At 62.0% G+C, this 23,281-nt stretch carries 18 protein-coding genes; 12 read left to right on the forward strand and 6 right to left on the reverse strand.

What is annotated here, in order from left to right; translation table 11 throughout:
• The first annotated feature begins 8 nt into the window (after positions 1-8).
• The 3 genes from H163_RS21970 to H163_RS0101890 all read left to right on the forward strand — a co-directional run bounded on the left by H163_RS21970 (position 9) and on the right by H163_RS0101890 (position 5,159).
• Positions 9-2,519, forward strand: a complete 2,511-nt coding sequence (locus H163_RS21970; protein ID WP_019962844.1) for a cation:proton antiporter — start codon at positions 9-11, stop codon at positions 2,517-2,519.
• Positions 2,520-2,648: 129 nt separating this feature from the next.
• Positions 2,649-3,407: an SDR family oxidoreductase gene (locus H163_RS0101885; RefSeq protein ID WP_019962845.1), complete on the forward strand. Its 759-nt coding sequence runs from the start codon at positions 2,649-2,651 to the stop codon at positions 3,405-3,407.
• Between the two features lie 315 nt (positions 3,408-3,722).
• Positions 3,723-5,159: an autotransporter outer membrane beta-barrel domain-containing protein gene (locus tag H163_RS0101890; protein WP_019962846.1), complete on the forward strand. Its 1,437-nt coding sequence runs from the start codon at positions 3,723-3,725 to the stop codon at positions 5,157-5,159.
• A 74-nt stretch (positions 5,160-5,233) separates the two neighbouring features.
• On the opposite strand, the gene mnmC2 is transcribed toward H163_RS0101890, so the two are convergent.
• Positions 5,234-6,016, reverse strand: a complete 783-nt coding sequence (gene mnmC2, locus H163_RS0101895) for a tRNA (5-methylaminomethyl-2-thiouridine)(34)-methyltransferase MnmC2 (protein WP_051105296.1) — start codon at positions 6,014-6,016, stop codon at positions 5,234-5,236.
• Between the two features lie 113 nt (positions 6,017-6,129).
• Here mnmC2 and H163_RS0101900 point away from each other — a divergent pair, with 113 nt between their 5' ends.
• The 3 genes from H163_RS0101900 (at position 6,130) to H163_RS23535 (ending at position 9,213) form a co-directional block, all read left to right on the forward strand.
• Positions 6,130-7,278 carry an NAD(P)/FAD-dependent oxidoreductase gene (locus H163_RS0101900; RefSeq protein WP_019962848.1) on the forward strand — a complete coding sequence of 383 codons (1,149 nt, stop codon included), beginning with the start codon at positions 6,130-6,132 and terminating at the stop codon, positions 7,276-7,278.
• A 232-nt stretch (positions 7,279-7,510) separates the two neighbouring features.
• Positions 7,511-7,996 (forward strand): YbaK/EbsC family protein, encoded by a 486-nt coding sequence (locus tag H163_RS0101905; protein ID WP_019962849.1) that lies wholly within the window; start codon positions 7,511-7,513, stop codon positions 7,994-7,996.
• A gap of 80 nt (positions 7,997-8,076) precedes the next feature.
• Entirely contained in the window at positions 8,077-9,213 is a 1,137-nt protein-coding gene (locus tag H163_RS23535) for an OmpA family protein (protein WP_019962850.1), read from the forward strand.
• A gap of 152 nt (positions 9,214-9,365) precedes the next feature.
• On the opposite strand, the gene H163_RS0101915 is transcribed toward H163_RS23535, so the two are convergent.
• The 3 genes from H163_RS0101915 to H163_RS0101925 all read right to left on the reverse strand — a co-directional run bounded on the left by H163_RS0101915 (position 9,366) and on the right by H163_RS0101925 (position 11,955).
• On the reverse strand, positions 9,366-10,673 hold the full coding sequence (locus H163_RS0101915; RefSeq protein WP_019962851.1) for a UDP-glucose dehydrogenase family protein: 1,308 nt from the start codon (positions 10,671-10,673) through the stop codon (positions 9,366-9,368).
• Positions 10,674-10,691: 18 nt separating this feature from the next.
• Complete coding sequence (gene cysQ, locus H163_RS0101920) at positions 10,692-11,549, reverse strand: 3'(2'),5'-bisphosphate nucleotidase CysQ (protein ID WP_051105297.1); 858 nt, start codon at positions 11,547-11,549, stop codon at positions 10,692-10,694.
• Between the two features lie 130 nt (positions 11,550-11,679).
• Positions 11,680-11,955, reverse strand: coding sequence for a hypothetical protein (locus H163_RS0101925; RefSeq protein WP_019962853.1), 276 nt, complete (start codon positions 11,953-11,955; stop codon positions 11,680-11,682).
• Between the two features lie 322 nt (positions 11,956-12,277).
• On the opposite strand from H163_RS0101925, the gene H163_RS0101930 reads away from it, so the two are divergent.
• Complete coding sequence (locus H163_RS0101930; protein ID WP_019962854.1) at positions 12,278-12,859, forward strand: transglutaminase-like cysteine peptidase; 582 nt, start codon at positions 12,278-12,280, stop codon at positions 12,857-12,859.
• Between the two features lie 369 nt (positions 12,860-13,228).
• On the opposite strand, the gene H163_RS0101935 is transcribed toward H163_RS0101930, so the two are convergent.
• Positions 13,229-13,615 (reverse strand): hypothetical protein, encoded by a 387-nt coding sequence (locus tag H163_RS0101935; RefSeq protein ID WP_019962855.1) that lies wholly within the window; start codon positions 13,613-13,615, stop codon positions 13,229-13,231.
• Between the two features lie 317 nt (positions 13,616-13,932).
• Between H163_RS0101935 and H163_RS0101945 the strand changes: the two genes are divergently transcribed.
• The 5 genes from H163_RS0101945 to H163_RS21990 all read left to right on the forward strand — a co-directional run bounded on the left by H163_RS0101945 (position 13,933) and on the right by H163_RS21990 (position 20,491).
• Positions 13,933-14,658, forward strand: a complete 726-nt coding sequence (locus H163_RS0101945) for a hypothetical protein (protein ID WP_147290398.1) — start codon at positions 13,933-13,935, stop codon at positions 14,656-14,658.
• Between the two features lie 103 nt (positions 14,659-14,761).
• Positions 14,762-16,147, forward strand: coding sequence for an O-antigen ligase family protein (locus H163_RS0101950; RefSeq protein ID WP_019962858.1), 1,386 nt, complete (start codon positions 14,762-14,764; stop codon positions 16,145-16,147).
• A 47-nt stretch (positions 16,148-16,194) separates the two neighbouring features.
• Positions 16,195-16,968, forward strand: a complete 774-nt coding sequence (locus H163_RS21980; RefSeq protein WP_147290397.1) for a metallophosphoesterase — start codon at positions 16,195-16,197, stop codon at positions 16,966-16,968.
• 82 nt (positions 16,969-17,050) lie between these two features.
• On the forward strand, positions 17,051-19,189 hold the full coding sequence (locus H163_RS23540) for a GumC family protein (RefSeq protein WP_019962860.1): 2,139 nt from the start codon (positions 17,051-17,053) through the stop codon (positions 19,187-19,189).
• 396 nt (positions 19,190-19,585) lie between these two features.
• The gene (locus tag H163_RS21990; protein WP_019962861.1) at positions 19,586-20,491 is read left to right on the forward strand and encodes a sugar transferase; all 906 of its coding nucleotides are present in this window, start codon (positions 19,586-19,588) and stop codon (positions 20,489-20,491) included.
• A 197-nt stretch (positions 20,492-20,688) separates the two neighbouring features.
• Here the strand turns inward: H163_RS21990 and H163_RS24660 are convergent, their stop codons facing one another.
• A complete protein-coding gene (locus H163_RS24660; RefSeq protein ID WP_019962862.1) occupies positions 20,689-23,121 on the reverse strand; it encodes a methyl-accepting chemotaxis protein in 2,433 nt (810 codons plus the stop codon).
• Between the last annotated feature and the right edge of the window lie 160 nt (positions 23,122-23,281).

Consider the following 23,281-nt stretch of genomic DNA (forward strand, 5'->3'; position numbering starts at 1 on the left):
ATAGGCACATGCACACTCCTGTCGTCATCGCGGCCTTCGCCAGCCTCCTTGTTGTCATCGCCCTGCTGCAGCCTTTGGCGCGGCGGCTTGACCTTGCGCCCAGCGTCCTCATTGCAGCTGTGGGGGCCATGATCGGCGTGCTCGCGGCCTATCTGCTCTATACGCCGCGCACCGACACATTCAACGCGCTGGCCTATGTCTTTGTCGATCCGCCGATCGATTCCGAGACGGTGCTCTACGTTTTCCTGCCGCTGCTGCTCTTCCAGACGACACTGACGCTGGACGTGCGGCGTATTCTGGAAGACTGGGTTCCGATCCTGCTGCTGGCAGTCATCGCCGTGCTGGTGGCGACCGCGATCATCGGCTTTGCATTGTTCCCGTTGGCGGGCGTTTCCCTGGTGGCCTGCCTGCTGCTGGGTGCCATCGTCGCCACCACGGACCCCGTGGCCGTTGTCTCCATCTTCCGCGACATCGGTGCACCGGGGCGCCTCGGACGCCTCGTTGAGGGGGAAAGTCTGCTGAATGACGCCGCCGCCATCGTGCTCTTCGTCATCCTGCTGGGCATGCTGACCGGGGCGCAGACCCCCGAGCCGATGGCAGCCGTCGCCACCTTCTTCCGCTCCTTCATCGGCGGCATCCTTCTGGGCCTCATTGCGGGGCGCGGGGCGGTCGCCTTCCTGCCGATGATGCAGGAGAACAAGCTGGCGCAGGTCACCTTCTCCGTCGCCCTGCCCTATCTCGTCTACGTGGTCAGCGAGCAGCTGGCGGATGTTTCGGCCGTGGTCGCCGTGGTCGCCAGCGGCATCGTCTTCAATCTCTACGGCCCGGCTCGCATCACCCCGGATGCCTGGTCCTATCTGCATGATGTGTGGGAGCAGATCGCCTTCTGGGCCAGTTCCCTCATCTTCGTGCTTGCCTCGATCCTGATCCCAGAGCTGCTGACAGGCTTCCGCATGCTGGACGCCCTGCTGCTGGTCGTCCTCATCGTTGCCGCCCTTGCCGCACGCGCGGTGGTCATATTCGGGATCATGCCTCTGCTTGAGGTGATGAAACTCAGCGAACCGGTCAATACACGCTACAAGACCGTCATTCTCTGGGGCGGCATGCGCGGCGCGGTGACGCTGATCCTTGCCCTGTCCATCACCGAGCACCGGACCCTGCCGGATGATGTGCAGCGTTTCGTGGCCGTTCTGGCGACCAGCTTCGTGCTCTTCACTCTGCTGATCTACGGCACCACGCTGAAGCCCCTGATCAAGATCCTGAAGCTCAACACCCTGTCGCCGCTGGATCAGGCTTTGCGGCACCAGTTCCAGGCTCTTTCCCTTTCGGACGTGCGCGACGAGGTGGACGAGGCCGCGCACGCCTATTCCATTTCGGATGCCATCGCCCGCAAGGTCAGCGATGACTATGCGGCGCGCTCGGCCGAAGCGGCAGAAATCAATGCCTTTGCCGAAGACATCATGGACCGCGAGCGCGTGCTGCTGGGCCTCATCGCCCTTGCCGACCGGGAAAGGGTGTTCGTTCTCAAGCATTTCCGCGAAGGCACGGTTTCCAACCGCACCATCACCAGCCACCTGGCCATTGTCGGCCGGATCGCCGATCAGGCGCGCACCAAGGGCCGGACCGGCTACAACCGCTCGGCCCGGCGGATCGTCTCCTTCGGCAAGCTGTTCCGCCTCGCCCAGTGGACCCAGCGCTGGCTGAAAATCGACCTGCCGCTGCGCATCCTTGTGGCCGACCGTTTCGAACGGCTGCTGCTGACCCGCATCGTCCTGAATGAGCTGATCGAGTTCAACAGCAACCGCATCAAGCCGCTGCTGGGCGACCGCGTGGCTTCGATCCTGCACGAAACCCTCGACATCCGCCGCGAGGACATCGTCCAGGGGCTGGATGCCATGCGCCTGCAATATCCCGATTATGCCGATGCGCTGGAGCTGGACTTCCTGCGCCGCACCGGCCAGCGCTTCGAGGAGGCGGCCTATTCCGACGCCTATACCCAGACGCTGATCGGCACCGAGCTGTACAACGACCTCAAGCACGAGTTGGCCCAGCGCCGCACCACCGGCGGCAGCCGCCCGCGTCTGGACCTTGGCCTGAAGACCCGTGATCTCGTTGCCCAGAACCCGTTCTTCTCAGGGCTGAAGGATGCCGAGCGTGAGGAAATCGTCCGGCTGATGCGCCCGCGCTTTGCAACGCCCGGCGAGTACATCATCCGCAAGGGCGAGAAAGGCGACGCAGCCTATTTCATCTCATCAGGAGCGGCAGAGGTGCGCACAGCCTTCGGCACTCATGCTGTCGGACGTGGTGACGTGGTGGGCGAAATCGCCCTTCTGACCGGCCAGCCGCGCAGTGCCGATGTGGTTGCCCTTGGCTATTGCAATCTGCTGGTGCTCTCGGCCACCGATTTCCGCGCGTTGATGAAGCGTTCGGCGGATCTGCGCGCCCACGTGGAGCATCTGGCCCAGGTCCGCCTCGGCATGAACCAGGCAGATGCGGCGGCGCTTGCCACGCCGGAATAGCTTTCCCTTGTTGCAGAACACTTTTGCCGCCTTCCGGTCTTGCCGGAGGGCGGGCCTGCGGGCTAGCTTGCAGCCGGAGTTGTCAGACAACATGGCCGCACAGGCTTGTGGCCGTATGGGAGATGTTTCATGGATTTCACCGGCAAGACCGTTCTCGTCACCGGCGCAAGCTCCGGCATTGGCCGTGCCACCGCCATTGCCTTCCTGAAGGCTGGCGCGAATGTGGTTCTCACCGGCCGCCGGGAGGATGCGCTGGCGGACACACTCGCCCGCTCGGGTACTGCCGCTGACAAGGCGCTGATCCTGGCCGGAGATGTGAGCACCGAAAGCTTCACCGATGGTCTCTTTGCCCGTCTGGGCGAGCGGTTCGGCCGTCTGGACGTGGTGTTCAACAACGCCGGCATCAGCCTGCCCTCGACGCTGATCGACGACATGAAGCCGGAGGACTTCCGCAAGGTGCTGGACGTGAACGTCTACGGCGCTTTCCTCATCGCCCGTGGCGCCTTCGGCATGATGCGCCGCCAGTCGCCGCAGGGCGGGCGCATCATCAACAACGGCTCCATCTCCGCCGCCGTGCCGCGTCCGGGTTCTGTTGCCTACACCGCGTCCAAGCATGCCATCACCGGCCTCACCCGCACCCTTTCGCTCGACGGGCGGCCCTTCTCCATCGCCTGCGGTCAGATCGACATCGGCAACGCCGCCTCGGACATGACCGAAGTGATGCAGAAAGGCGTGCCGCAGGCCAATGGCACCATCGCCCCGGAACCGGTGATGGATGTCGCCCATGTCGCCAGCTCGGTGCTGCATATGGCCAGCCTGCCGCTGGAGGCCAATGTCCAGTTCATGACCGTGATGGCCACAAATATGCCCTTCATCGGCCGCGGCTGATTTTCTTCCAACATCTGACGCAGATGCCGCCGGACCTTCCGGCGGCATTTTTATTTTGCAGTCGTCACAAAGCCGTTTCTCGCTGCACGCAAAAAATTCCGCATCAATAGATATCCGTCTATTTCAGAATTACTTGCAACATTTTTTCTGCAAGATCGCCATACAAACACCAAACAGACAGTCCATCTTTCCGCCAAGCGCCGCTTTGCCAGTTTTCGGCAAAGAGAAGATCTTGTTGTTGATTTAGGAATTCACGGAGTCTTCCCCGTGCCTCACCCGCTCTACAGTTACCGGCGCATGCGGTGCAGTCTTTTTATGACTGCCGTGCTGCTGCTGGCAGGAGAGCTACCGGCCAATGCACAGGCCGTGTCGCAAGGGTGCCTTGAGATCAACGCCGGGCATTTCAACGCCATGTCCGGCAATCTCAATCAGATTGAGCGGACGGCAGCCGGGTTCGGCAGTGGGGATACGGTGACCATCACCTTCACCCCGAACAGCGGCACGCCCTATCGCTACACCCTGTCCGAAACCGGCGAAGCGCCCAGATCCGCCGCTCCCTCCGGTGCGATGACGATCACCCGCAGCATTGAGCGGGAAAACAGTGCCTTGACGCTGCAGTTCCGGACTGAGGGGCTCTATTTCGACACCGTCACGGTTACCGCCGCCTGTGTTCCGTCGCCCGAGACCGCCCCCTTGAGCCCGGAAGCTGCCAGCATCCGGAGTTTCCGGGAGGCACAGGGCCGTGCCTCTCTCTCCGCTCTCGCTGCCTCGGCCAGCACCATGAGCGATGTGGTGAGCGGAAGCATCGGCGCCGGCTTCGGCAGGGGAAAGTTCTTCGCGGCAGCCCCCGGCTATATCACCCTCAACCTTGGCGAAGGCATCGCCGCCAAGGAGAACGCGGCGCGCAACCGGGAGCTCTTCCGCAAGCTGCGGATGGATGAAAAGCTGGCCCTTGCCGCCACCCGCCAGCCCCTACCGGTGCAGCGCCCGTGGACCGCCTGGGCCACCGTCCGTGGCAGCTGGCTGAGCGGTGGCCCGGACAGTACCGGCAGTCAGATCAATGCACTGTCAGGCGTCGGATACCGGGTGGCTCCGGATACAATCCTCGGGGTAATGGCCGGTTCGGAGCGCTTCGATTACGGTTACAGCTCCGCAAAATCCGGCCTCATCGGCGAAGGCACCACCCTTGGCAGCTATTCCGGCTGGCGCCTGACCCCGGCGCTGACGCTCACCACCATGGCCGCATGGTCGGGCCTCACCTACAAGGGCCGTTCCGATGGCATTGGCGGCAATTTCTCCGGCTCACGCTATCTCGTGGGCGCCGGCCTGACAGGCCGTCAGACATTTGGTCCCGTTACCCTTTCTCCGGAAGCGCGCTTCTACGGCGCCTATGAGCGGCACGGCAGCTTCACAGCCAGCAACGGTACCTCAATGGAGGCGATGGATGTATTTCTGGGGCGCACGACCCTCGGCGCGCGGGCCAGCATCACCCAGACACTCACCCCCTATATCAAGGCCTCTCCCTATGCGGGCGTCTATGCCAACCTGCGTTACTCGCAGGCCCTCGACCTGAGCCAGCCGAACACCGAGCCAATGGTGGCCGGAGCCTGGTCTGCCCTCACCAGCGCCAGCCTCGGCGTCAACTTCACGGGCCGCCGGGGGGCCAGCCTCAATCTGGGCGGCCAGGTGTCCGGCATTGGCGCCAGCAGCCAGAGCTGGAGCGCCACGGGGCGTCTCTCCATCGGCTTCTGATACCAACTCCCCCGCGGCGCTTGAGCCATTTCAAGGCGCAATGCATCAGCATCGAAAGCCTTGGCAGGAAGCGCTCAGCGCCGGGCGCCGCGCATCATCTGCCGCTTGCCCGCAAAGCCCTTGATGCGCTCCACCTCGAAGCCCGCCGCCTCAAGGTTTCGCCGCACCCATCCGGCGGCGCTATAGGTGGCAAAGGTGCCGCCCGCTGCCGTCAGGCCATGCACAGACGCCATCAGCTCCGGGCTCCAAAGCTCCGGGTTCTTCGCCGGGGAGAAGCCATCGAGGAACCACGCCTCGACCGGCAGCACGGACAAAAGCCCCTCAGGCCCCCGTCCCGATGTCAGCTCGGGCAGCAAGCTGCGCGCGTCACCAATGCCAAGCCACAGGCGCGCCCCGTCCATCGCCGCCAGATGCCAGCCCGGCGTCAGGGCGCCGTCATCTGAAGCCATGCCGGCAAGTGCCGGCCGCAGTTCAGCTGCTTCCCCGGCCACATCGGGAAAGGCCGCATGCGCCCGTTCCAGCTGCGCCAGCGTCAGGGGATAAGCCTCGAAGGACAGAAAGGTCAGCTGCGGCGGCGCCTCCAGCGTCCGGATCAGCTTCAGCGTCGCCAGAAGGTTCAGCCCGGTGCCGAAGCCAAGCTCGCCGATGGTGAAGCCTTGACGCCCCGCCATGCGCTGCGGCAGGCCATTGCCTGCGTGGAACACATGGCCCGTCTCGGCCAGACCGCCCGCGCGGGAGAAATAGGTGTCGCCGAAGCGCCCGGCGCGGGGCACTCCGTCTTCCAGCCATTCCAGCTCCGGCGCTGTGCCTGCCTGCGGCAATACCGCACTCAAATCCTCTTGCCCTGCCTGTGTCATGCGCTACTGATCGGTTCGTGACAGTTGCCTTGGATTGCATCACTTCCGGACGATATGTCAAAGCCAATCCATCCCTCAGCCCGCGCCATCAGCCCAAGCCAAGGACGCCCCGCATGACCCAGCAGCCCAGCCCCGCCATCCTTCAGGGGGCACCGGATGTTCTGGTCATCGGTGCTGGCGTCTTCGGCCTCTCCACCGCACGGGCTGCGGCAGAGGCCGGTCTGTCGGTCACACTGGTGGAAGCAGCTCAGGTGGGGTCAGGCGCCAGTGGGGGCGTTCTTGGCGCGCTGATGCCGCATATGCCCGCCCGCTGGAATGCCAAGAAGGCCTTTCAGTTTCATGCCCTTGCCGGTCTTGAGGGGCACATTGCCCGGCTTGAGGCCGAGACGGGCCTTGAGACCGGCTACCGCCGCTGCGGCCGGGTTCTTCCCATCACCACGGCGGATCTTCTCGCGCACCACAACGCCCGGGCGGCTGAGGCGCGGACGCACTGGAACACCTCTGCGACCGGCTTTGCCTACGAGATCGAGGAGGCGGGGGACCACGCTGCCTGGCTTGCCCCCGAGGCCGCCCCCTTTGGCGTTGTGCGTGAGACGCTGGCCGCGCGCATCAGCCCGCGCCGCTATCTTCAGGCGCTGGCGCAGGCCTTTTCCGCGCGCGGGCGCCTCATCACCGGCGCGCCCGTTGCCAGTGTCAGCGGCAGCGCCCCTTCCGTCACCCTCGCGGATGGCCAGGTGCTGAGCGCCGGTGCCATCGTTCTGGCGCAGGGCTTTTCCAGCTTTGCCATGCTGGAGGCGATGACCGGCAAGCCGCTTGGCGAGGGCGAGAAGGGACAGGCCCTGCGCGTTGCCGCCCCCGATCTTTCCGGCATGCCCGCCGTCTACTGCGACGGCCTCTACGTTGTGCCCCACGGGGACGGCACCGTCGCTATCGGCAGCACCGCGATTGCCGGACGCACGGACACCGAAGCGGAGGCGGGGCCCGCCGCGGCCCTGCTCGCCCGTGCCATACGCTTCTGCCCCGCCCTTGCGGGCCGCGCGCTTGTGGAGACCTGGGCCGGGGTGCGGCCAAAGCCGTTTGGCCGCGATCCCCTTGTTGGCCGCATTCCCGGCCTCGACAGCATCTTTGCCGCCACCGGTGGCTTCAAGATCAGCTTTGGCATCGCCCATCTTGTTGGTGCGGCCCTTGCCGCCGAGCTTTGCTGCAAGGAGCCTGAGCACCCCCTGCCCCCGACCTTCCGCGCCAGCGCCCACTTTGCCTGACCGCATGGTTGTTGATGCTGACATTCCGGCCTCCATCTGCCTCAGGAGCCAAGCCTCCGGGACGGCGCTGCCCGCCGCCGCCCGCTCAGGAAAGGCTTCCATTCCTAGGGACGCAGGGACGCAGCACATGTGAGGCGAAGGGCTGGACAGCCCGGCGGCGGCTTATTACTCTCCCGGAAACGAACCGAACGGTTCGGTACGCAGATCATCACCAGAGTTGTAGGGGAAGACTATGAGCCTTGAAAGCGTACGCGCCTTCTTTGCCAGCAAGGCACCGGACATCGAGGTGATGGTGAAGGATGCCAGCACCGCCACCGTGCTGGAAGCTGCCGCTGCCCTTGGCGTCGAACCCGCCCAGATCGCCAAGACTCTTTCCATCGCCGCCGGTGACGAGACGATCCTTCTGGTCACACGCGGCGATGCCCGTCTCGACAACAAGAAGGCGAAGGCCGCCTTTGGCAGCAAGGTGAAGATGCTGGGTCTGGATGTGGTGGAAGAGATCACCGGCCACCCGGTTGGCGGTGTCTGCCCCTTCGGCCTTGCCCGCCCTCTGAAGGTCCACTGCGATGTGTCGCTGAAGGCCTTTGATGTGGTCTATCCGGCTGCCGGTGCCGTCAATGCCGCTGTCTGCATCACGCCGGAGCGCATGGCCGAACTGACGGATGCCATCTGGGTGGATGTGTGCCGCGAGCCGGAGGTGGCCGCGCAGGAGGCCTGAACACCATCCTGCGGCTTCATCTTGCCGCCGTATTCTCAGGTCTTAATGAAGCTCCAGTTTTTATTCGCGGAGCGGACCAGATGATTTCAACCCGTTATTCTCTCGCCCGGCTCGCCGCCATCTCAATTGCCGGCGTTTCCCTGATCGTTTTCCCGGCAAATGCCGGGAGCATAAACGTTACATTCACTCTAGCCGGCGAGGCATTTGACGGCCCGCCCGCCTACGAAATCAGATATGGCGATCAGGAAATAGCCAAGGGCACTGTTGAAAATGCAATCGATACATCGACAGACGGGCAGCTCTCAAAGCTCAAGAACTGGCAGGATCATCAGAAGGAAGTCACGGTCACCGTCGATTCTGCAGATCTTGAAAAGAACCTGCCCTTTTCCGTCCATTTCACCAATGACAAATGGGGCGGCGCAGGCACGGCCATGGACCGGAACCTCTACGTGCTGTCGGCGGAGGTCGGCTGCGTCAAGGTTCCGCCTCAGGACATCAAGGTCACGGACAAGGCCCTGCCACAGGAAGACACGACAGGCCCGACCCGCCCGAAACTGAGCAACAATTCCAGCTTTGCCGTGATTGAACCGCCGTCCAGCGGCTGGCTGTCAGCTTCTGCCAAGACCGCGGACAACACGTCCACCGAAGGGGAAACGCCCCCGGTTTCGGAAGCGCCAGCACAGGAGGCACAGACTCAGGCCGGACCCGACCCTGCGGATAAGGTTCCGGAAGCACAGGCTGAAGCCACGCCCGCACCGTCAGCCTCCCCGGCCGCTCCTCAGGCCCCCGGACCGGAGGCAACGGTGCCTGCCGCTGGTGAGAAGGTGCCGAATGCGCCGAAGTCCAAGGCGTCCACCAACACGGCAACGCCGAGCCCGAAAGCCAAATGCGCGCCCAAGCGCCTCAATGTGACCGGCTTTCCGCTGAACCGCTCGGACCTGCCCGCAGAAGCACGCCTGCCGCTGAAGACGCTGGCGGAGCTGAGTGCAAAGGAGGGCAGCAAGCTCGAGGTGACCGGCTTCAGCAGCATGGCCGGCCCGCGCAAGATGAACGAGGCCCTGGCCGATGCGCGCGCGCGGGCTGTGGCAGACTTCCTGAAGGAACAGGGCGCCAGCGCCGACAGCATCACCATTGTCACCGGCGGCGAAACCCGCCGCTTCGGCCGCACCGGCGCGCTCAACCGCCGCGTCACCGTCGAGGTCATGGACGGAAACTGATACCAAGGCTTTCGATGCTGACGCATCACGCCTTGAAAAGGCTGAAGCGCCGCACGGGCTTAGCCAATGCTCGATGAGTCAAATCCCCCGCGAAACGGAAAATGCCCCGGCTTATCGCCGGGGCATTGCTGTTTCATGAGACCTGACAGATATCAGTAGCTGCGGCCCACGCTGACGTAGTTGAAGCCGCGCTGGGTCATGTCTTCCATACGGTAGATGTTGCGCAGGTCGATGACATTCGGCGTGCGCATGATCGACTTCAGCCGGTTGAGATCCAGCGCACGGAACTGGTCCCATTCCGTGATGATCACCACCGCATCGGCATTCTCGACCGCATGATATGGACCGTCACAGAACATCACGTCCGTCATGGACTTGGACGCCTCGTGCATGCTCACCGGATCGAAGGCGCGGATCGTGGCGCCGGCTTCCTGCAAGCGCTTGATGATCGGAATGGACGGCGCCTCGCGCATGTCGTCGGTGTTCGGCTTGAAGGCAAGGCCAAGCACGGCCACCGTCTTGCCGGCGATGTCACCGCCCAGATGACGGATCACCTTGTCGGCCATGGCCAGCTTGCGGTCATCATTGACCTTGATCACCGTATCGACAATCTGCACCGGAGACCCGGCCTCATGGCCGATCTTGGACAGGGCCAGCGTGTCCTTCGGGAAGCAGGAGCCGCCATAGCCGGGACCTGCATGCAGGAACTTGGAGCCGATGCGGTTGTCGAGGCCGATGCCGCGCGACACTTCCTGAACGTTGGCCCCCACCTTCTCGCAAAGGTCGGCCATCTCGTTGATGAAGGTGATCTTCACGGCGAGGAAGGCGTTTGCGGCATACTTGATCAGTTCGGACGTGCGGCGGCGTGTCACCAGGATGGGGGTCTCGTTGAGATAAAGCGGGCGGTACAGTTCGCGCATCACCTCGACGGCACGCGGATCATCCGTGCCGACGACGATACGGTCCGGACGCTTGAAGTCCTCGATGGCCGCGCCTTCGCGCAGGAACTCCGGGTTGGACACAACGGCAAAATCAGCTGCCGGGTTGACGCGGCGGATGATGTCTTCCACCTCGTCACCGGTGCCCACCGGAACGGTGGACTTGGTGACCACCACCGTGAAATCCTTGATGGCGGCGGCGATCTCTTCTGCCGCGCCATAGACATAGCTCAGGTCCGCATGGCCATCGCCACGGCGCGACGGCGTGCCCACGGCGATGAACACCGCATCGGCACCGGCAATGGCGTCTGCCGCGTCGGTGGTGAAGGACAGGCGCTCTTCGCGCACGTTCTTGGCAACAAGTTCAGCCAGGCCCGGCTCATAGATCGGGATCTGTCCCTTGTTCAGGGCGTCAATCTTGCTGGCGTCCTTGTCGACGCAGATGACCGTATGACCGAAATCCGCAAAGCAGGTGCCGGAAACAAGCCCGACATACCCAGTCCCAATCATTGTCACGCGCATGGCGGTAACCTCATTTAATCAAATATGACTTGCTTTCAGAACCAACGGAGCAAGCTCCGGATCGCCGATTGCGATGAAAGCGGAATTCTCGAGCCCGCTGCCATCCCGGGAGGCGGGAGCGTGGTACGCGAGTTCCGTGGCCTCTGCCCCGCCCGGGGTCAGAGACAAAACCCTTCCGCCGGCTGCGCGCAGAACCGCGTGACCGGCAGCAATATCCCATTGCATGGTCGGCGACAGGCGCGGATAGACATCCGCGCGTCCTGCCGCCACCAGGCACAATTTCAATGAAGATCCCGCGGACGTGACATCCGAGACGGGCAATTGCTCAATCAACTGCTTGGTGCGCGCGCAGGCATGGGAACGGCTGGCCAGCACCGTCAGGCCGGTCTGAGGTGCAGCGCGGACGTGCATCGGCACGCCCTCCCCCGCATCCAGAGCTTCCGCGCTGACCTTCGCCATGCGTGCTTCACCACCGCCGGTCCAGTAGATCTCACCTGGGACGGGTGCATAGACGACACCCGCGACAGGCTTGCCCCCGCTGACCAGTGCAATGTTGACGGTGAATTCGCCGTTGCGGCTGATGAACTCGCGGGTTCCATCCAGCGGATCTACAAGAAAGTAACGGCTTGCAGCGGCCGGAACATGCCCTGCCGAAACAGCCTCTTCGGCAATCACGGGAATATCCGGATAAGCCTGCGCAAGGCCCTTGAGAATAAGGGCCTCAGCGGCCTGATCAGCCAGCGTAACGGGTGATCCGTCTTTCTTTTCAGCCGTTTCGTGCGCTCCTGCATAAATGGCAAGAACAGCCCGGCCAGCCTCCAGCGCGAGGCTGATCAGAGGCTTGCAATCGATGGCAGCTTCATCCGCCGCAGCCATTTGGCCAAGCTCCGTCACCCCAGATCCCCACGCTTTACACTGCTCTTCTCATACAGAGGAAAACAACGAAGTGCGAGCAGAAATTGGTGGCAGAAGTTGCGAGTGAAATCAGCAACTTCCCGGACAGACCTCAGGCTGCGAGACGCTCTGCAGACTGGTTTGCGGCGCTTGTGCGCACCTGCTGACGGAGGACCGCACCAGCCTTGGGCCGCATCGTCAGCGCGGCCAGTGTCGCAATGGCAAGCGCAACGGGCCAGAACAGCGCGGAAACCACGCAAAGTGCGGCGGAAAGGCGCGAAGAATTGCGGGTTTCAACAAGCTCGGCGAAGGAGAAGGTCAGAAAGAAACCGGCGATGACACAATAGATCCCGCCACCGAGAAGGCTCAGAACAAGGGTTCCAGTCATCACATACTCCACACCGGTCGACTGCCGATGCCCGTCTCCGGAGGCACTGCTGCCCGGTGGAGATCCACGGCATTTGAGCAATTCGATTCATAGACTGGAAATCATTAACAAGGCTTGAACTTCCGCAGCAGCTCCCTTGCCCTGCCCCATTTCTCTTCAGGTGCCAGAAAAAGCGCAGTTCGGTAAAATTGTCCCTATCCATTTAAAATGGCTTCAGGAGGAGACGCTGTATCAACGGATACAGGATCAAGGGAAAGGCATGCGCTGAAAGGTGTCTCACCGGCGGCTGCAGCTTCCACCATTAGAAGATGGGAAAGCGGTCATGTTCAAGAAAGTACTCGCAGCGGCGGCCTCGGCGCTTTTGCTCAGTGCAATCGCATATCAACCTGCACAGGCCAGTTGGTTTGGCGGCGCCCGTACACTTGGAGACCCCGAAATCTCGCGCACCGAGCCGAAGAACACTGTTCGCGCGCCGCTGGCCTATCAGATCTTCTGCCTGCGTAACAGTGCCGAGTGCCGAAAGTCCAAGGGCGCAACGTCGGTTCCCTACTCGGCCGCCCTTGCCGCCAAGATCGAACGGGTGAACCTGTCCGTGAACCGCTCAATGAAGTGGAAGCAGGACGAGCGCGATATCTGGAAGGTTGGCGGCGCAGCCGGCGACTGTGAAGACTTTGCCCTGACCAAGCGCAGCCGCCTGATCCGCATGGGCATTCCGGCAGGCGCCCTGCGCATGGCCGTTGTCAAGACCCGCAAGGGGGAAGGTCACGCGGTTCTTGTGGTTCGCACCAGCAAGGGGGACCTCGTCCTGGACAATACGAAGGACGAAGTTGTCACCCGCGAGCAGACCAACTACCGCTGGCTTGCCATTGCCTCGTCAGACCCCAGCACTTGGGAACGGCTCTGAGCCCGGCCAGGAACACAACATGAGTGCCTCTGCGGCATTCGTACCACACCGTATCTCAAGACTTTTAGACCGCGTAAGTCTGCAGCCCAAGACGCTCTGACATGACGTCGCCCCTGATCAATATCAGGGGCGCCTTTTGTGGCCGTCAACTTCAACGCCCCCGCCTCTGGCAGGTCTCTTTGGACTGGTCTGCCTAATCATCAGAGGCACATCTGGCCTATGCTCAGCCTCTCAAAAAGCAGGGGCTGGGCGTAAAGCAGATAAGCCATATAAAACAAGGCGCGCCCTTGCTGGCGCGCCTTGCAAAAAATGGATCTTTTTACCAGTTACAACGCCTCTTGGCACTGCAACAGCAAGAAGACGCCGGTATTAGCCGCCGCTGGCAGCCGTCTCGGTGTCGATGTTGTTCTGATTGCCGCCACCCGTGTTGCTGGAAACGGTATCAGCGAGGTTTGCAAGCTGTTCGCGCTGGCCGGGATCAGCGCTGAATTCGGCTGCAGCTTCGATCCCGGCAGCCACATTGGCACCGGCACCCGGAATTTCGGCAAGCTGGGCAGCCAGATCCGCAATCACTGCGGCACGCCGGGCAGCAGGAACGTTAGCGAGAACAGCGCGCACCAGAGCTGCACAATCACCACCGGAAGCGCAACCGGCAACGGCGGTTTCGACAGTCTGCGCCTGAGAAAATGCGGGTGCAGAAACGCCTGCGATCATCGCGGCAGCTACGCCCATACTGATCAGCTTGAAAAGAGCCATATCGTGTCTCCTAAACTATAAATTTAATCACGCAAAAACGCGCATGCCGTAACGTCGGGCATCTCTCAATTTCCTGTATGCCATACCCTCTAACACTTGTCATCAGTTTTTAAAGATCTCGTTAACCCACCTTGCCTTCATGGTTACCGCCATTCATGCGCAGCGCAAGCCCGGCGTTCCGGCATTCTCGGGGTGGATCTGGGCACCGCCGCCTTCCGCTTCTATTCAGTTTTTCAGTGTAATACGCGATATCGTGATGTGGATGACAGACACGGTCATGCTAGACGCATCACCATGGTTTCAGGTTCACGTTAAGCTTGCATCGCAGGCGAAAATGCAGAGTGATTTTAGCCTTGACCTCCCGTAGAGTTAACTTCCCCGCCGGCCGCGCATTTGCCGGCGCTCTCGCCGGTTTATGCATGGCCGCAGCAGGCCTCGATGCCGTGCTTGGCGAAAGCAGTGCCTTCTTCACCCGCTCCGGCAACATGGCAGAACGGCTGGAACCGCTTTACAACGGCACCGCCCATGTCAGCCACTCAACCTACGCAAACAAACTTCTGATGCGCGATTGTGACGAGGCACTTTCCTCTGTCTATGCACGGCTGCTGCCTCAGGAACAACGGCTGGCCGGCGCGCGCAGCTGCCTCGCCCTGTCAGAGGACGTGAACGCGTCCTCCCCGGCAGATGGGCTTGCCTGGCTCATTCAGGCAAAGGCACAGGACGCCCTTGGGGATATGCCTGCCGCCGCAGCGGCCCTCAGGCGCTCTCAGGAGGCCTCTGCCGGCGAAGGCTGGCTGGCGGTCTCGCGTATCCGTTTTCTGCTGCCAAGGCTTTCCGGGATGGGCGAGGCAGCTCAGGCTGTCTTTGTGCCGGATGTGACGTTGCTGGCAATGTCCAGGAATGGACCTGCCCGGCTGGCTGAGATCTACAAGCAGCACGGAGAAAACGGACAGGCATTGATTGGCATTATAGACAAGTTGCCAGATACGGCGAAGGCTCAGTTTCTAAAGCAGTTGCGTGCACTGTCCCGTCAGGATTCCTGACAAGCCTCAACGAGACAAGAACAGTGTTTTCAGAGATCATCAGATGTTGACCAGCAGGACCAGAACTTCCCGAAACAGCCTGTCGGCAGGTGGCAGCAGCACAATGCGCCTCAATGACATGGCAGGCCGCATTCTCATTGTTGTCATGTTCGCCGCGCCGGTGCCGCTCGGCAGCAACAGGCCCGTTTTCTGGGCGCTCTGGGCGCTGGTTCTGGGGCTCGTGTTCTCCTGGTATTGCTTCCAGCTTGGCCGCTCCGGCGGTGGCACCCTGCGGCTGCCCTTGTCATCGGCATGGCCTTTGACAATCCCGTTCCTCGGCGTCGCCGCATTCATGCTGTTCCAGATTCTGCCCATTGGCAGCTTCACCTTCAAGGGGCAGACAGGCGCAACGTTTGAAATCGGTACCGCCAGTCTGGTTCCCGGCGACACGTTTCTGGCACTCCTGCGCTGGCTGTCTTACGGTGTCCTCTTCTTCCTTGCCGCCCAGGCCGGTGTGCGCAAGAACAGGGCGCGGCGGATCACCCTGTTTCTGACAGGCATCGTGACGCTGCAGGCGCTCTACGCCATCGTTGCTCTGCTCTATCTTGGTGACGGGGTGCTCTTCATCGAAAAAAGCCAGTATATGGGCGATGCGACCGGCACCTTCGTGAACCGCAACTCGTTTGCAACGTTCATCGGTTTCGGGGCCATTCTGGCTGCCTTGCTTGCCCTGCCCCCGGCGGCAGATGAACCTGGCGTTCCACCGCCGCAATTGCGGGGCGTGGGCCAGCGCAGCGGCCTGCCGAAGCGTGGTTTCAGAATTTCCTCGTCACAGGTGCTGGCGGCGACCGCCCTCCTCATCATGACGGCAGCTCTTGCCGCCTCAAACTCGCGCATGGGGCTCTTTGCAACAGGATGCGGCCTTGTGACGGCCATTCTGCTGCGCCTGTCCACCCTGCGCGGACGACTGACCGGACTTGCCCTTCTGGTGGCGGGTGCCATTGCCATCATCGCCGTCTATGGACAGGGCACGCTGGAACGCAGCCTGACCGTAGAGCGAGATGCTGATGTCCGCCTTGCCGTCTATGAGAACACCTTGAAGATGATCCAGGACAGGCCTCTGCTCGGCTTCGGCGCCAGCAGCTTTGAAGCCGCCTATCCACTTTACAACGTCATGCCCCAGTCCACTGCCGTTGTTTATGACAGGGCGCATTCCACCTATCTCGCCCACTGGAGCGAAATGGGTATCGTTTTCGGCTCTCTTCCGATGGTCATCATAGCCGTCATCATGATTTCATTGCTGGGCGCGATCTTGCGCCGCGGCAAAAGGCAGATCGAAATCTGCGCCGCAGCGGGAGCCATTGTTCTCGGGGCCGTCCATTCGTTTGTCGATTTCAGTCTGGAGATCGAGGCGGTCACCTTCCTGTTCGTCATTCTGCTAGGTCTCGGGTATGCCGGTGCCAGCGAGCGTGCCGGGCGCCAGAGCGCAGAGAACGGGGGGCCGTCTTGAAACGCTTGCTGGCAGCCTTTAACAGCCTGCTTTCCGGTCGCAACAGCATGAAAGAATCAGGCAATCCGCGCGTCATCATTCACGACGACCGGCCTCAGGTGCTCTATGCCATCGGCGACATTCACGGCCGCCTTGATCTTTTTGAAGAGCTTGAGGCCATGATCCTGGCCGACGCCGCCCTCTTTCCCGGCCCCGCGCAAATGATCCTGCTTGGCGATCTGGTGGACCGCGGCCCCGCCTCGTCGCAGATCCTAGACCGCATGCTGGCCCCGCCCCGCGGCGGCATGGAACGCATCATATTGGCCGGAAACCATGAGTTGATGATGCTCGGTTTTCTCGAAGATCCGAAAGCGAATATGGCATGGCTTGCCCATGGCGGTCAGGAAGCTCTCTTCTCCTATGGCCTGAGCGCGCAGGAAATCGACAACATGAGGCGCAGCCCGAAAACAGCGTCTGCCCTGCTGCGGAGCTATGTGCCGGAGGAGCACTTCCAGCTGCTTGAGAGCCTGCCGACAGCCTGTTCCATGCCAGGCGTCATCTTTGCCCACGCCGGAATCCGCCCTGGCGTGCCGGTTTCCCTTCAGAATGATATCGACCTGACCCGCATCCGTGGCGAGTTTCTGGGCAGCACCGACGATTATGGCGCCATCGTCGTGCATGGACACACCGTCGTTGAGGCGCCCGAGGTGCACCCGAACCGGATAGCCATCGATACTGGCGCTTATGCAACCGGAATACTAACGGCATTGCGCGTGACCTATGACGGGGGCATTTCCTTTCTGCAGACCGGCGCTGGACGTATGAGCACGGCTCAAGTATGACTTTCCGCGATAATGCTTTGTCTTCAATCATTGACCCAAGACCTGAGCCTTCCCCTCAGTCTGACAGGAAAGATTTCTTTTCATGGATGACGCAGAGATTGATTTCCGCCATGTTTTCGGCATTGTCCGCCGCCAGATCCGCTTGATCCTCGCGACCATCGCCATCGTTCTGGCTGTCGCCGGGATAGCTCTTTTTTCGATTACGCCGCTCTACACGGGTACCGCCCTCGTGCTCGTGGATCCGAGCCGGAAGAACCTTCTTGATCCCAGCAGTGCCCTCGGCTCCACGTCCGCTGACAGCGCCCGCGTCGAGAGCGAGGTCGAGATCGTTGATTCTGATGCCGTTCTGCTGTCCGTCATTGCCGAAAAGGGGCTGGTGACCGATCCCGAGTTCGGGGTCAAGATCGGCCTGCGGGACAAGGTGCTCGCTTTCCTGCGCGTCAGGGACCTGAAGCTGCCTGCCGGAGAGGAAGCGCTCGGCAACGTTCTGGCCAAATTCAAGAGCCATGTCTCGGTGTCGCGCCGCGGCCTGACCTACCTGATTGCGGTCAGCGTGCGTTCCGAAAACCCTGCCCGGGCGGCGGAACTGGCCAATGCGATCACCGCCACCTACATCAGGCTGCAGATCGAATCCAAGACCTCGAACACGAGGGAGTCGCGCGATATCGTGCAGCGCCAGGTGACGGATGCAGAAAGCGCCGTCATTGCTGCCGAGAAGGCCTATGACGACTTCATCCTCGCAAACGTCAATGCCATCGCGGAACAAACGGGCCGCACGGATCTCACCACCATGCGCGGGCGGATCGATCTGCTCATTGCAGAAAGGTCCACAGCCGAAAGCCGCGCCCAGGCCCTGCGGCAGAGCGTGTCGCAAAGCGATTGGCAGAGCGTTGCCGACAATCTCCAGAACGCAGCCGTTGCGGAGCTGAACCGCCAGCGCATGGAACTGGAGCGCAGCCTCACCCAGGCGGAAAGCGGATCGGCGCGTGCAATCAACCTGCGCGAGGAGCTGGACAAGATCAACACCGGCCTGCGGGAGCAGAGCACGTCAGCTCTGCAGCAGCTGCAGAATTCGGCCGCAACATATGAGCAGGAAGCGGCCACGCTGCGGCGGGAGCTGAGCACAGCGATCCTCAACAGCAATCTGCCGGCCGACATGCTGGCGCAGATCTACCGCCTGCAGCAGATCTCCCGCAATGCCACGACCCAGTACCAGACACTCCTGGCAAGATCTCAGGCTCTGGAGACAGAGTCTGCCCTGCAGATTGCCGACAGCCGTGTCGTTTCCCCTGCTTTTCCGCCCAACAAGCCCAGCTCGCCCAAGGTGTCATTGATCCTTGGCGTCGCAGCCCTTTTCGCCATCGGAACCGGCTTTGCACTGGCCTTCATTTTCGAGAATTTTGTCGGCGGCTTTACCGACGAGGAGCAGGTTCAGGCGGTGACCCGTCTTCCGCTCGCAACGTCTGTCCCACGGCATGCGTCCAACGTAGGGGTGGCCCATTCGATTTCCGATGCGCTGGTCGACAGTCCATTGTCAATGTATGCGGAATCCATCCGCAGACTCCGGGCCACGCTTGATAATGCGCTTCAAAATTCCATGGCCCAGCAGCCTGAGGATGCCAAAAAAACTGGACGCGTCATCATGCTGTCTTCGGCCATGCCGGGCGAAGGAAAGTCGACGCTCGCTCTCTCGCTGGCCCGGACGCTCGCTCTTTCAGGCGCCAGCACGCTGATCATCGACTGCGACTTCCGCAAGCCGAGCATCCAGCGCCATCTGAACATTGAGCCTTCCAATGGGCTGGTAGACTTCCTGATTGGCGACATCGGTTCGGATGAACTGCTGCAGAATATCGTGAGGTCCGACCCGAAAACCTCTCTCACTGCTGTCGTTGGCGCCCGCCGGGCAGACGTTCCGACCGACCAGCTGCTTACCCGTGAGAAATTCTCGCGTCTCATTCAGACTGCCCGCCCCCGCTTCGACTATATCGTGCTGGACTCCCCGCCGATCGAGCCTGTGGTTGATGGGCTTTATCTCGCGAAATATGCCGATGTCATTACATTCGTAATCCGCTGGGCCAGGACACCGCAGCGCATGTGCGTCAACGCCATCCAGCGCCTCAACCAGACGAAGAGCGACCGCTGCCGCATTTTGACCGTACTGAACCAGCAAGAAGGTAAGCGTTCATTTTATAACACCTACTCTGACTATTACAGCGAATGACGAAAAGGCTGCCATGACCACACATGGCCTCAGACACTCAGGGCATGCATCAATGGGGATTGAGAAATCAGCCCCATGCCTGGTGTCTTAAGCTTCGTTGCCGGGCACAATTCCTTGTCCGGCAACCTTTCCATGGGTTTTCTTTGGCTCTACGACACACTGACGTAAGGTTCGCGCCTGCGAGCGGCTGAAATCTGGGCTGTTGCAACGGAAACATGCCTAAAAGTGCCGCAGCCTGCCAATTGCGCTGCAGTGCGGGATGTGTTACGTAAAAGTTAAACGAAAACTGAGAATTATTCACATTGATAGACACCGCGACGTTTTTGAAGCGGACCCTGATTAAAGCTGCCCGTGATGGACGGGACATATTGATTTCTAACGCGTTTGGAGATTGCGATGGTGCACGAGTTTACGGACGGTGAAGCACGTAAGCGTTCAACTCCGGTGAAGGCCGCAAGGCGCCTTCCTTTCTTCTCCAGAGCCCTTTCCGAACGCAATCTGGCTCCCGGACGCCACGTCGGGCCCATGGCGGCAGGCAGGCAGCATGGCGTTGCACTGCCCGCAGACCTTGGGACACCGGTGGCCGCTCAAACCGGCGCAAGCCCGATCCGTCATCAGCCCGCCATTCCGGCCCCGGAAGAGGCCTTGCAGGATGCACTGGCTGCCGCCAGCGGCCTGCAAAGCGGCATTCGGGCGGGCATCCGCCCCTTCCTGAAGCGCAGCATCGACATCGCCGGCAGCGCTGCCGGCCTGATCCTGCTGAGCCCCCTGCTCGCCGGCCTTGCCATTGGCGTCAAGCTGTCGAGCCCCGGCCCGGTGATCTTCCGTCAGGCGCGCTATGGCCGGAACAACGAGCTTTTCATGGCCCTGAAGTTCCGCTCCATGTATGTCGCCAAGCAGGATGCGACCGGCGTCGCCCAGACCCGGAAGAACGATCCGCGGATCACGCCGATCGGGCGTTTCCTGCGCAAGTCGAACTTCGACGAGCTGCCGCAGCTCTGGAATGTGCTGAAGGGCGAGATGTCTCTCGTCGGCCCGCGCCCCCATGTGCCGGGAATGCTCGCCGCCGGAAAGCTTTATGAAGAGTTCGACACCCGCTATCTGACCCGCCACCAGGTGCGCCCCGGCATCACCGGCCTTGCGCAGGTCAACGGCTTCCGCGGCGAGACAACCGACCCCTACCATGCGTCCATGCGTCTCGAGTATGATCTCGAATATCTGAAGTCCCAGACCACGCGCGGCGACCTGAAGATCATCGTCATGACAGTGGTCAACGAATTCACGCGCGGCTCGGGCTACTGAACCCGGGTTTTTGCGCCGCTCCATCAAAAAGGGCACAGCCTCGGCTGCGCCCTTTTTCATTCCCTGGACGGATAGCAATCTGTCTGCCTGGCCGTTGTACCAAGGCTTTCCATGCTGACACATCACGCCTTCAAAATGGTCAAGCACCGCAAGGGCTTGACCAACTCTCGATGAGCCGTACTCATCGAGCGTTGAGATTACGCCGCCGCAATCCCGTCGAGGAAGCGTTCCACTTCGCCGCGCAGGTCCGAGGTGCGGGCGGCGAGCTTTTCGCTGGCTTCCAGCACCTTCCCGGACACTTCGCTGGCCTGTTCCACCGTGGCGGAAAGGGCGTTCATGTTGCCGCGCACGGCCTGCGTACTCTCGGCGGCCTTCTGGACGTTGCCGGAGATTTCGCCCGTAGCGGCCCCCTGCTGCGTGACGGCCCCTGCGATGGCGGTGGTGTAGCTGTTGACGTCCGACATGGTGCGGGCAATTCCCGCGATGGCATCGACGGCAGCCCGGGTGGAATCCTGAATGGCGGTAATCTGCCCGGAAATTTCCTCGGTTGCCTTGGATGTCTGCGTCGCCAGTTCCTTCACCTCGGAGGCAACCACTGCAAAGCCGCGGCCGGCTTCACCGGCACGGGCTGCTTCGATGGTGGCATTCAGCGCCAAGAGGTTGGTCTGCTCGGCGATGGCGCGGATCAGGGTCACGACCTCACCGATACGGTCGGCAGCTTCCGACAGGCTTTCGACCTTGCGGTTGGTGTCGTCAACGGAGGCAGCTGCCGTTTCCACGACCTGGCTGGTCCTCTGCACCTGAGATCCGATTTCCCCGATGGAGGCAGCCAGTTCCTCGGCGGCTCCTGCAACGCTCTCGACACTGTGAGCTGCAACACCGCTGACATCCAGCGTGTCACCAGCCTGGCGTGCGCTTTCGCCTGCAATTCCGGCCAAAGCCTGCGCCGTGTCCTCCATGCCGGATGCGGTTTCGCCCACATCCGCCAGCGTTTGCTGCACCCGGTCCCGGAAGCTGGCGATCAGGGCCCTCATCCGTTCCTGCCGCTCCACCTGGGCGCGGGCTTCCTTTTCATTGGCCGCTTCAAGCCGCTGACGCTCGAGAATGTTGTCACGGAAGACGCGGATGGTGCGCATCATGCCGCCAAATTCATCCCGGCGCGTTTCCTGCGACAAATCAATATCCGTACGCCCTTCCGCCAGCCGTTCCATCTGCCCGCCAATGGCGCGCAGCGGCCGGGTGATGAGCATCGCCAGCAGAACCGCAAGGCCGATGCCTGCTGCAATGGCGAGCGCCACCGCCCCGCCAATCGTGCCCAGAGCGCTGTTGGCGGCGGAAAAGGCAGCCTGAGACTGTGCGCTGGCGAACTGGCTGATCTGCTGGCGCACATCTGCCGACAAGGCATCCAGCGCAGTGGCCGTTTCGGCCAGTTGCTGAAGCGCACTGGTCAGACTGGCAAATTCGGCCGCATAGACATCCACCTCGGCCGTAATGGCCTCCACGGCAGGCTTGATCTCGGGAAAGGCCCCGGCGTCGGCGGCCAGCGTGTTGGCCAGATTCCGCAGGGATTCCATCCGGTTCAGCACCGGATCGGGCTTGAACGGTCCGTCGGCGGCCAGCGTTTCCATCGTGGCAGAGCGCAACTCCAGCACCGCGCGGGTCAGCTTGTCCACGTTGCCCTTCACCATATCGACAATGCCAGCCCGGCTCTGGGCGGAGGCTGCAGACTTGCGGGCATCGTCCTGCACCGCATAAAGGCTCTGCTGCAGGCTGGCGGCCTGCTTGCGCACGCCTTCCAGTTCTCCGGCCACAACAGCCACCGCAGCACGGCGGCCCCACGGGTTGTCCATCGCGCCAAGCGGCTGCAGGCGGGATGCAAAGGCTGTCAGCCCCTCGGTCAGAGCCGCCAGATCCGCCGGCTCAATGCCGCTGTTCTTCACCTTTGCAATCACCCCGGCACTATCCGTCAGGTCACCGCCGAGTGAAACGGCATCCCCGATCAGAGCCAGATTGCCATCGCGGCCGGCACGCAGCAGCGTGATTTCGGCCAGAAGCAGATTTTCGACAATGGCGGAGAGCGGCCGCACAACACGGTCGGCCCGGTCACGCGTGCCGCCAGCCTTCTTGCTTTCGTCAATGGCGGCGCGCTGCGCCTGCTGCATCTGGTCACTGATTGAAGTCGCCAGCGTGTCGAGCTTGCCTGCAGAAGCCGTCAGCCGCTCGAGCTGAGCCTGACGGGCTGCGATGGTGCCGACCACTTCGGTGAAATTCGCCTGCAGCTCCGCGACGGCGCCCGATGCCGCCTGCGTCGCGGCGCGGGCCTGGCCGTCAACGAGACGGGACTGGAGCTGGGTCAGCTGGCCCGCCAGGGCCGAAAGGCTGTCTTCTGCCGTTTTTGCGGCTTCCGCGGCAGGCGCTGCCAGATAGGCCTGACTTGCGGCCGAAGCCTCCTGAAGCGCGGCAATCGATTCCGTGGCCAGACCGCTGACCGCCTGCTTGTCCTTGAGGTCCAGCACGGCCAGCGTGCCCGCGCCTCCAGCAAGACCCGTCAGGACGATCATGGCGGCAAAACCGCCCGCCAGCTTGGTGGAAACTTTCAGATGGGAAAAACCCCCGCGCAGCCCCGGCATACTCAACTCCCGTTACCCTTGGAGGAATTACGGGGTACCGGAATAAAAATTCAGTAAATTCGTCCAGGTTAAATAAATCACCACGCCCCGGCGGGAGAACGGCAAGCTAAAAAACCGCACACTCCGGCGGAATGACTCTGCACCGGAAACCGGGAGACTC

It is taken from the genome of Pannonibacter phragmitetus DSM 14782 (assembly GCF_000382365.1).
In the GTDB taxonomy this organism is placed as follows: domain Bacteria; phylum Pseudomonadota; class Alphaproteobacteria; order Rhizobiales; family Stappiaceae; genus Pannonibacter; species Pannonibacter phragmitetus.

Excerpts from the sequence above, each read along its gene's own strand:
- H163_RS23540 (WP_019962860.1), top strand. The coding sequence starts at position 17,051 with ATGGATGACGCAGAGATTGATTTCCGCCATGTTTTCGGCATTGTCCGC.
- H163_RS0101900 (WP_019962848.1), top strand. The coding sequence starts at position 6,130 with ATGACCCAGCAGCCCAGCCCCGCCATCCTTCAGGGGGCACCGGATGTT.
- H163_RS21990 (WP_019962861.1), top strand. The coding sequence starts at position 19,586 with ATGGTGCACGAGTTTACGGACGGTGAAGCACGTAAGCGTTCAACTCCG.
- H163_RS0101885 (WP_019962845.1), top strand. The coding sequence starts at position 2,649 with ATGGATTTCACCGGCAAGACCGTTCTCGTCACCGGCGCAAGCTCCGGC.
- H163_RS24660 (WP_019962862.1), bottom strand. The coding sequence starts at position 23,121 with ATGCCGGGGCTGCGCGGGGGTTTTTCCCATCTGAAAGTTTCCACCAAG.
- H163_RS0101925 (WP_019962853.1), bottom strand. The coding sequence starts at position 11,955 with ATGACTGGAACCCTTGTTCTGAGCCTTCTCGGTGGCGGGATCTATTGT.
- H163_RS0101905 (WP_019962849.1), top strand. The coding sequence starts at position 7,511 with ATGAGCCTTGAAAGCGTACGCGCCTTCTTTGCCAGCAAGGCACCGGAC.
- mnmC2 (WP_051105296.1), bottom strand. The coding sequence starts at position 6,016 with ATGACACAGGCAGGGCAAGAGGATTTGAGTGCGGTATTGCCGCAGGCA.
- H163_RS0101930 (WP_019962854.1), top strand. The coding sequence starts at position 12,278 with ATGTTCAAGAAAGTACTCGCAGCGGCGGCCTCGGCGCTTTTGCTCAGT.
- H163_RS21970 (WP_019962844.1), top strand. The coding sequence starts at position 9 with ATGCACACTCCTGTCGTCATCGCGGCCTTCGCCAGCCTCCTTGTTGTC.
- H163_RS23535 (WP_019962850.1), top strand. The coding sequence starts at position 8,077 with ATGATTTCAACCCGTTATTCTCTCGCCCGGCTCGCCGCCATCTCAATT.
- cysQ (WP_051105297.1), bottom strand. The coding sequence starts at position 11,549 with ATGGCTGCGGCGGATGAAGCTGCCATCGATTGCAAGCCTCTGATCAGC.
- H163_RS0101935 (WP_019962855.1), bottom strand. The coding sequence starts at position 13,615 with ATGGCTCTTTTCAAGCTGATCAGTATGGGCGTAGCTGCCGCGATGATC.
- H163_RS0101950 (WP_019962858.1), top strand. The coding sequence starts at position 14,762 with ATGCGCCTCAATGACATGGCAGGCCGCATTCTCATTGTTGTCATGTTC.
- H163_RS21980 (WP_147290397.1), top strand. The coding sequence starts at position 16,195 with ATGAAAGAATCAGGCAATCCGCGCGTCATCATTCACGACGACCGGCCT.
- H163_RS0101915 (WP_019962851.1), bottom strand. The coding sequence starts at position 10,673 with ATGCGCGTGACAATGATTGGGACTGGGTATGTCGGGCTTGTTTCCGGC.
- H163_RS0101890 (WP_019962846.1), top strand. The coding sequence starts at position 3,723 with ATGACTGCCGTGCTGCTGCTGGCAGGAGAGCTACCGGCCAATGCACAG.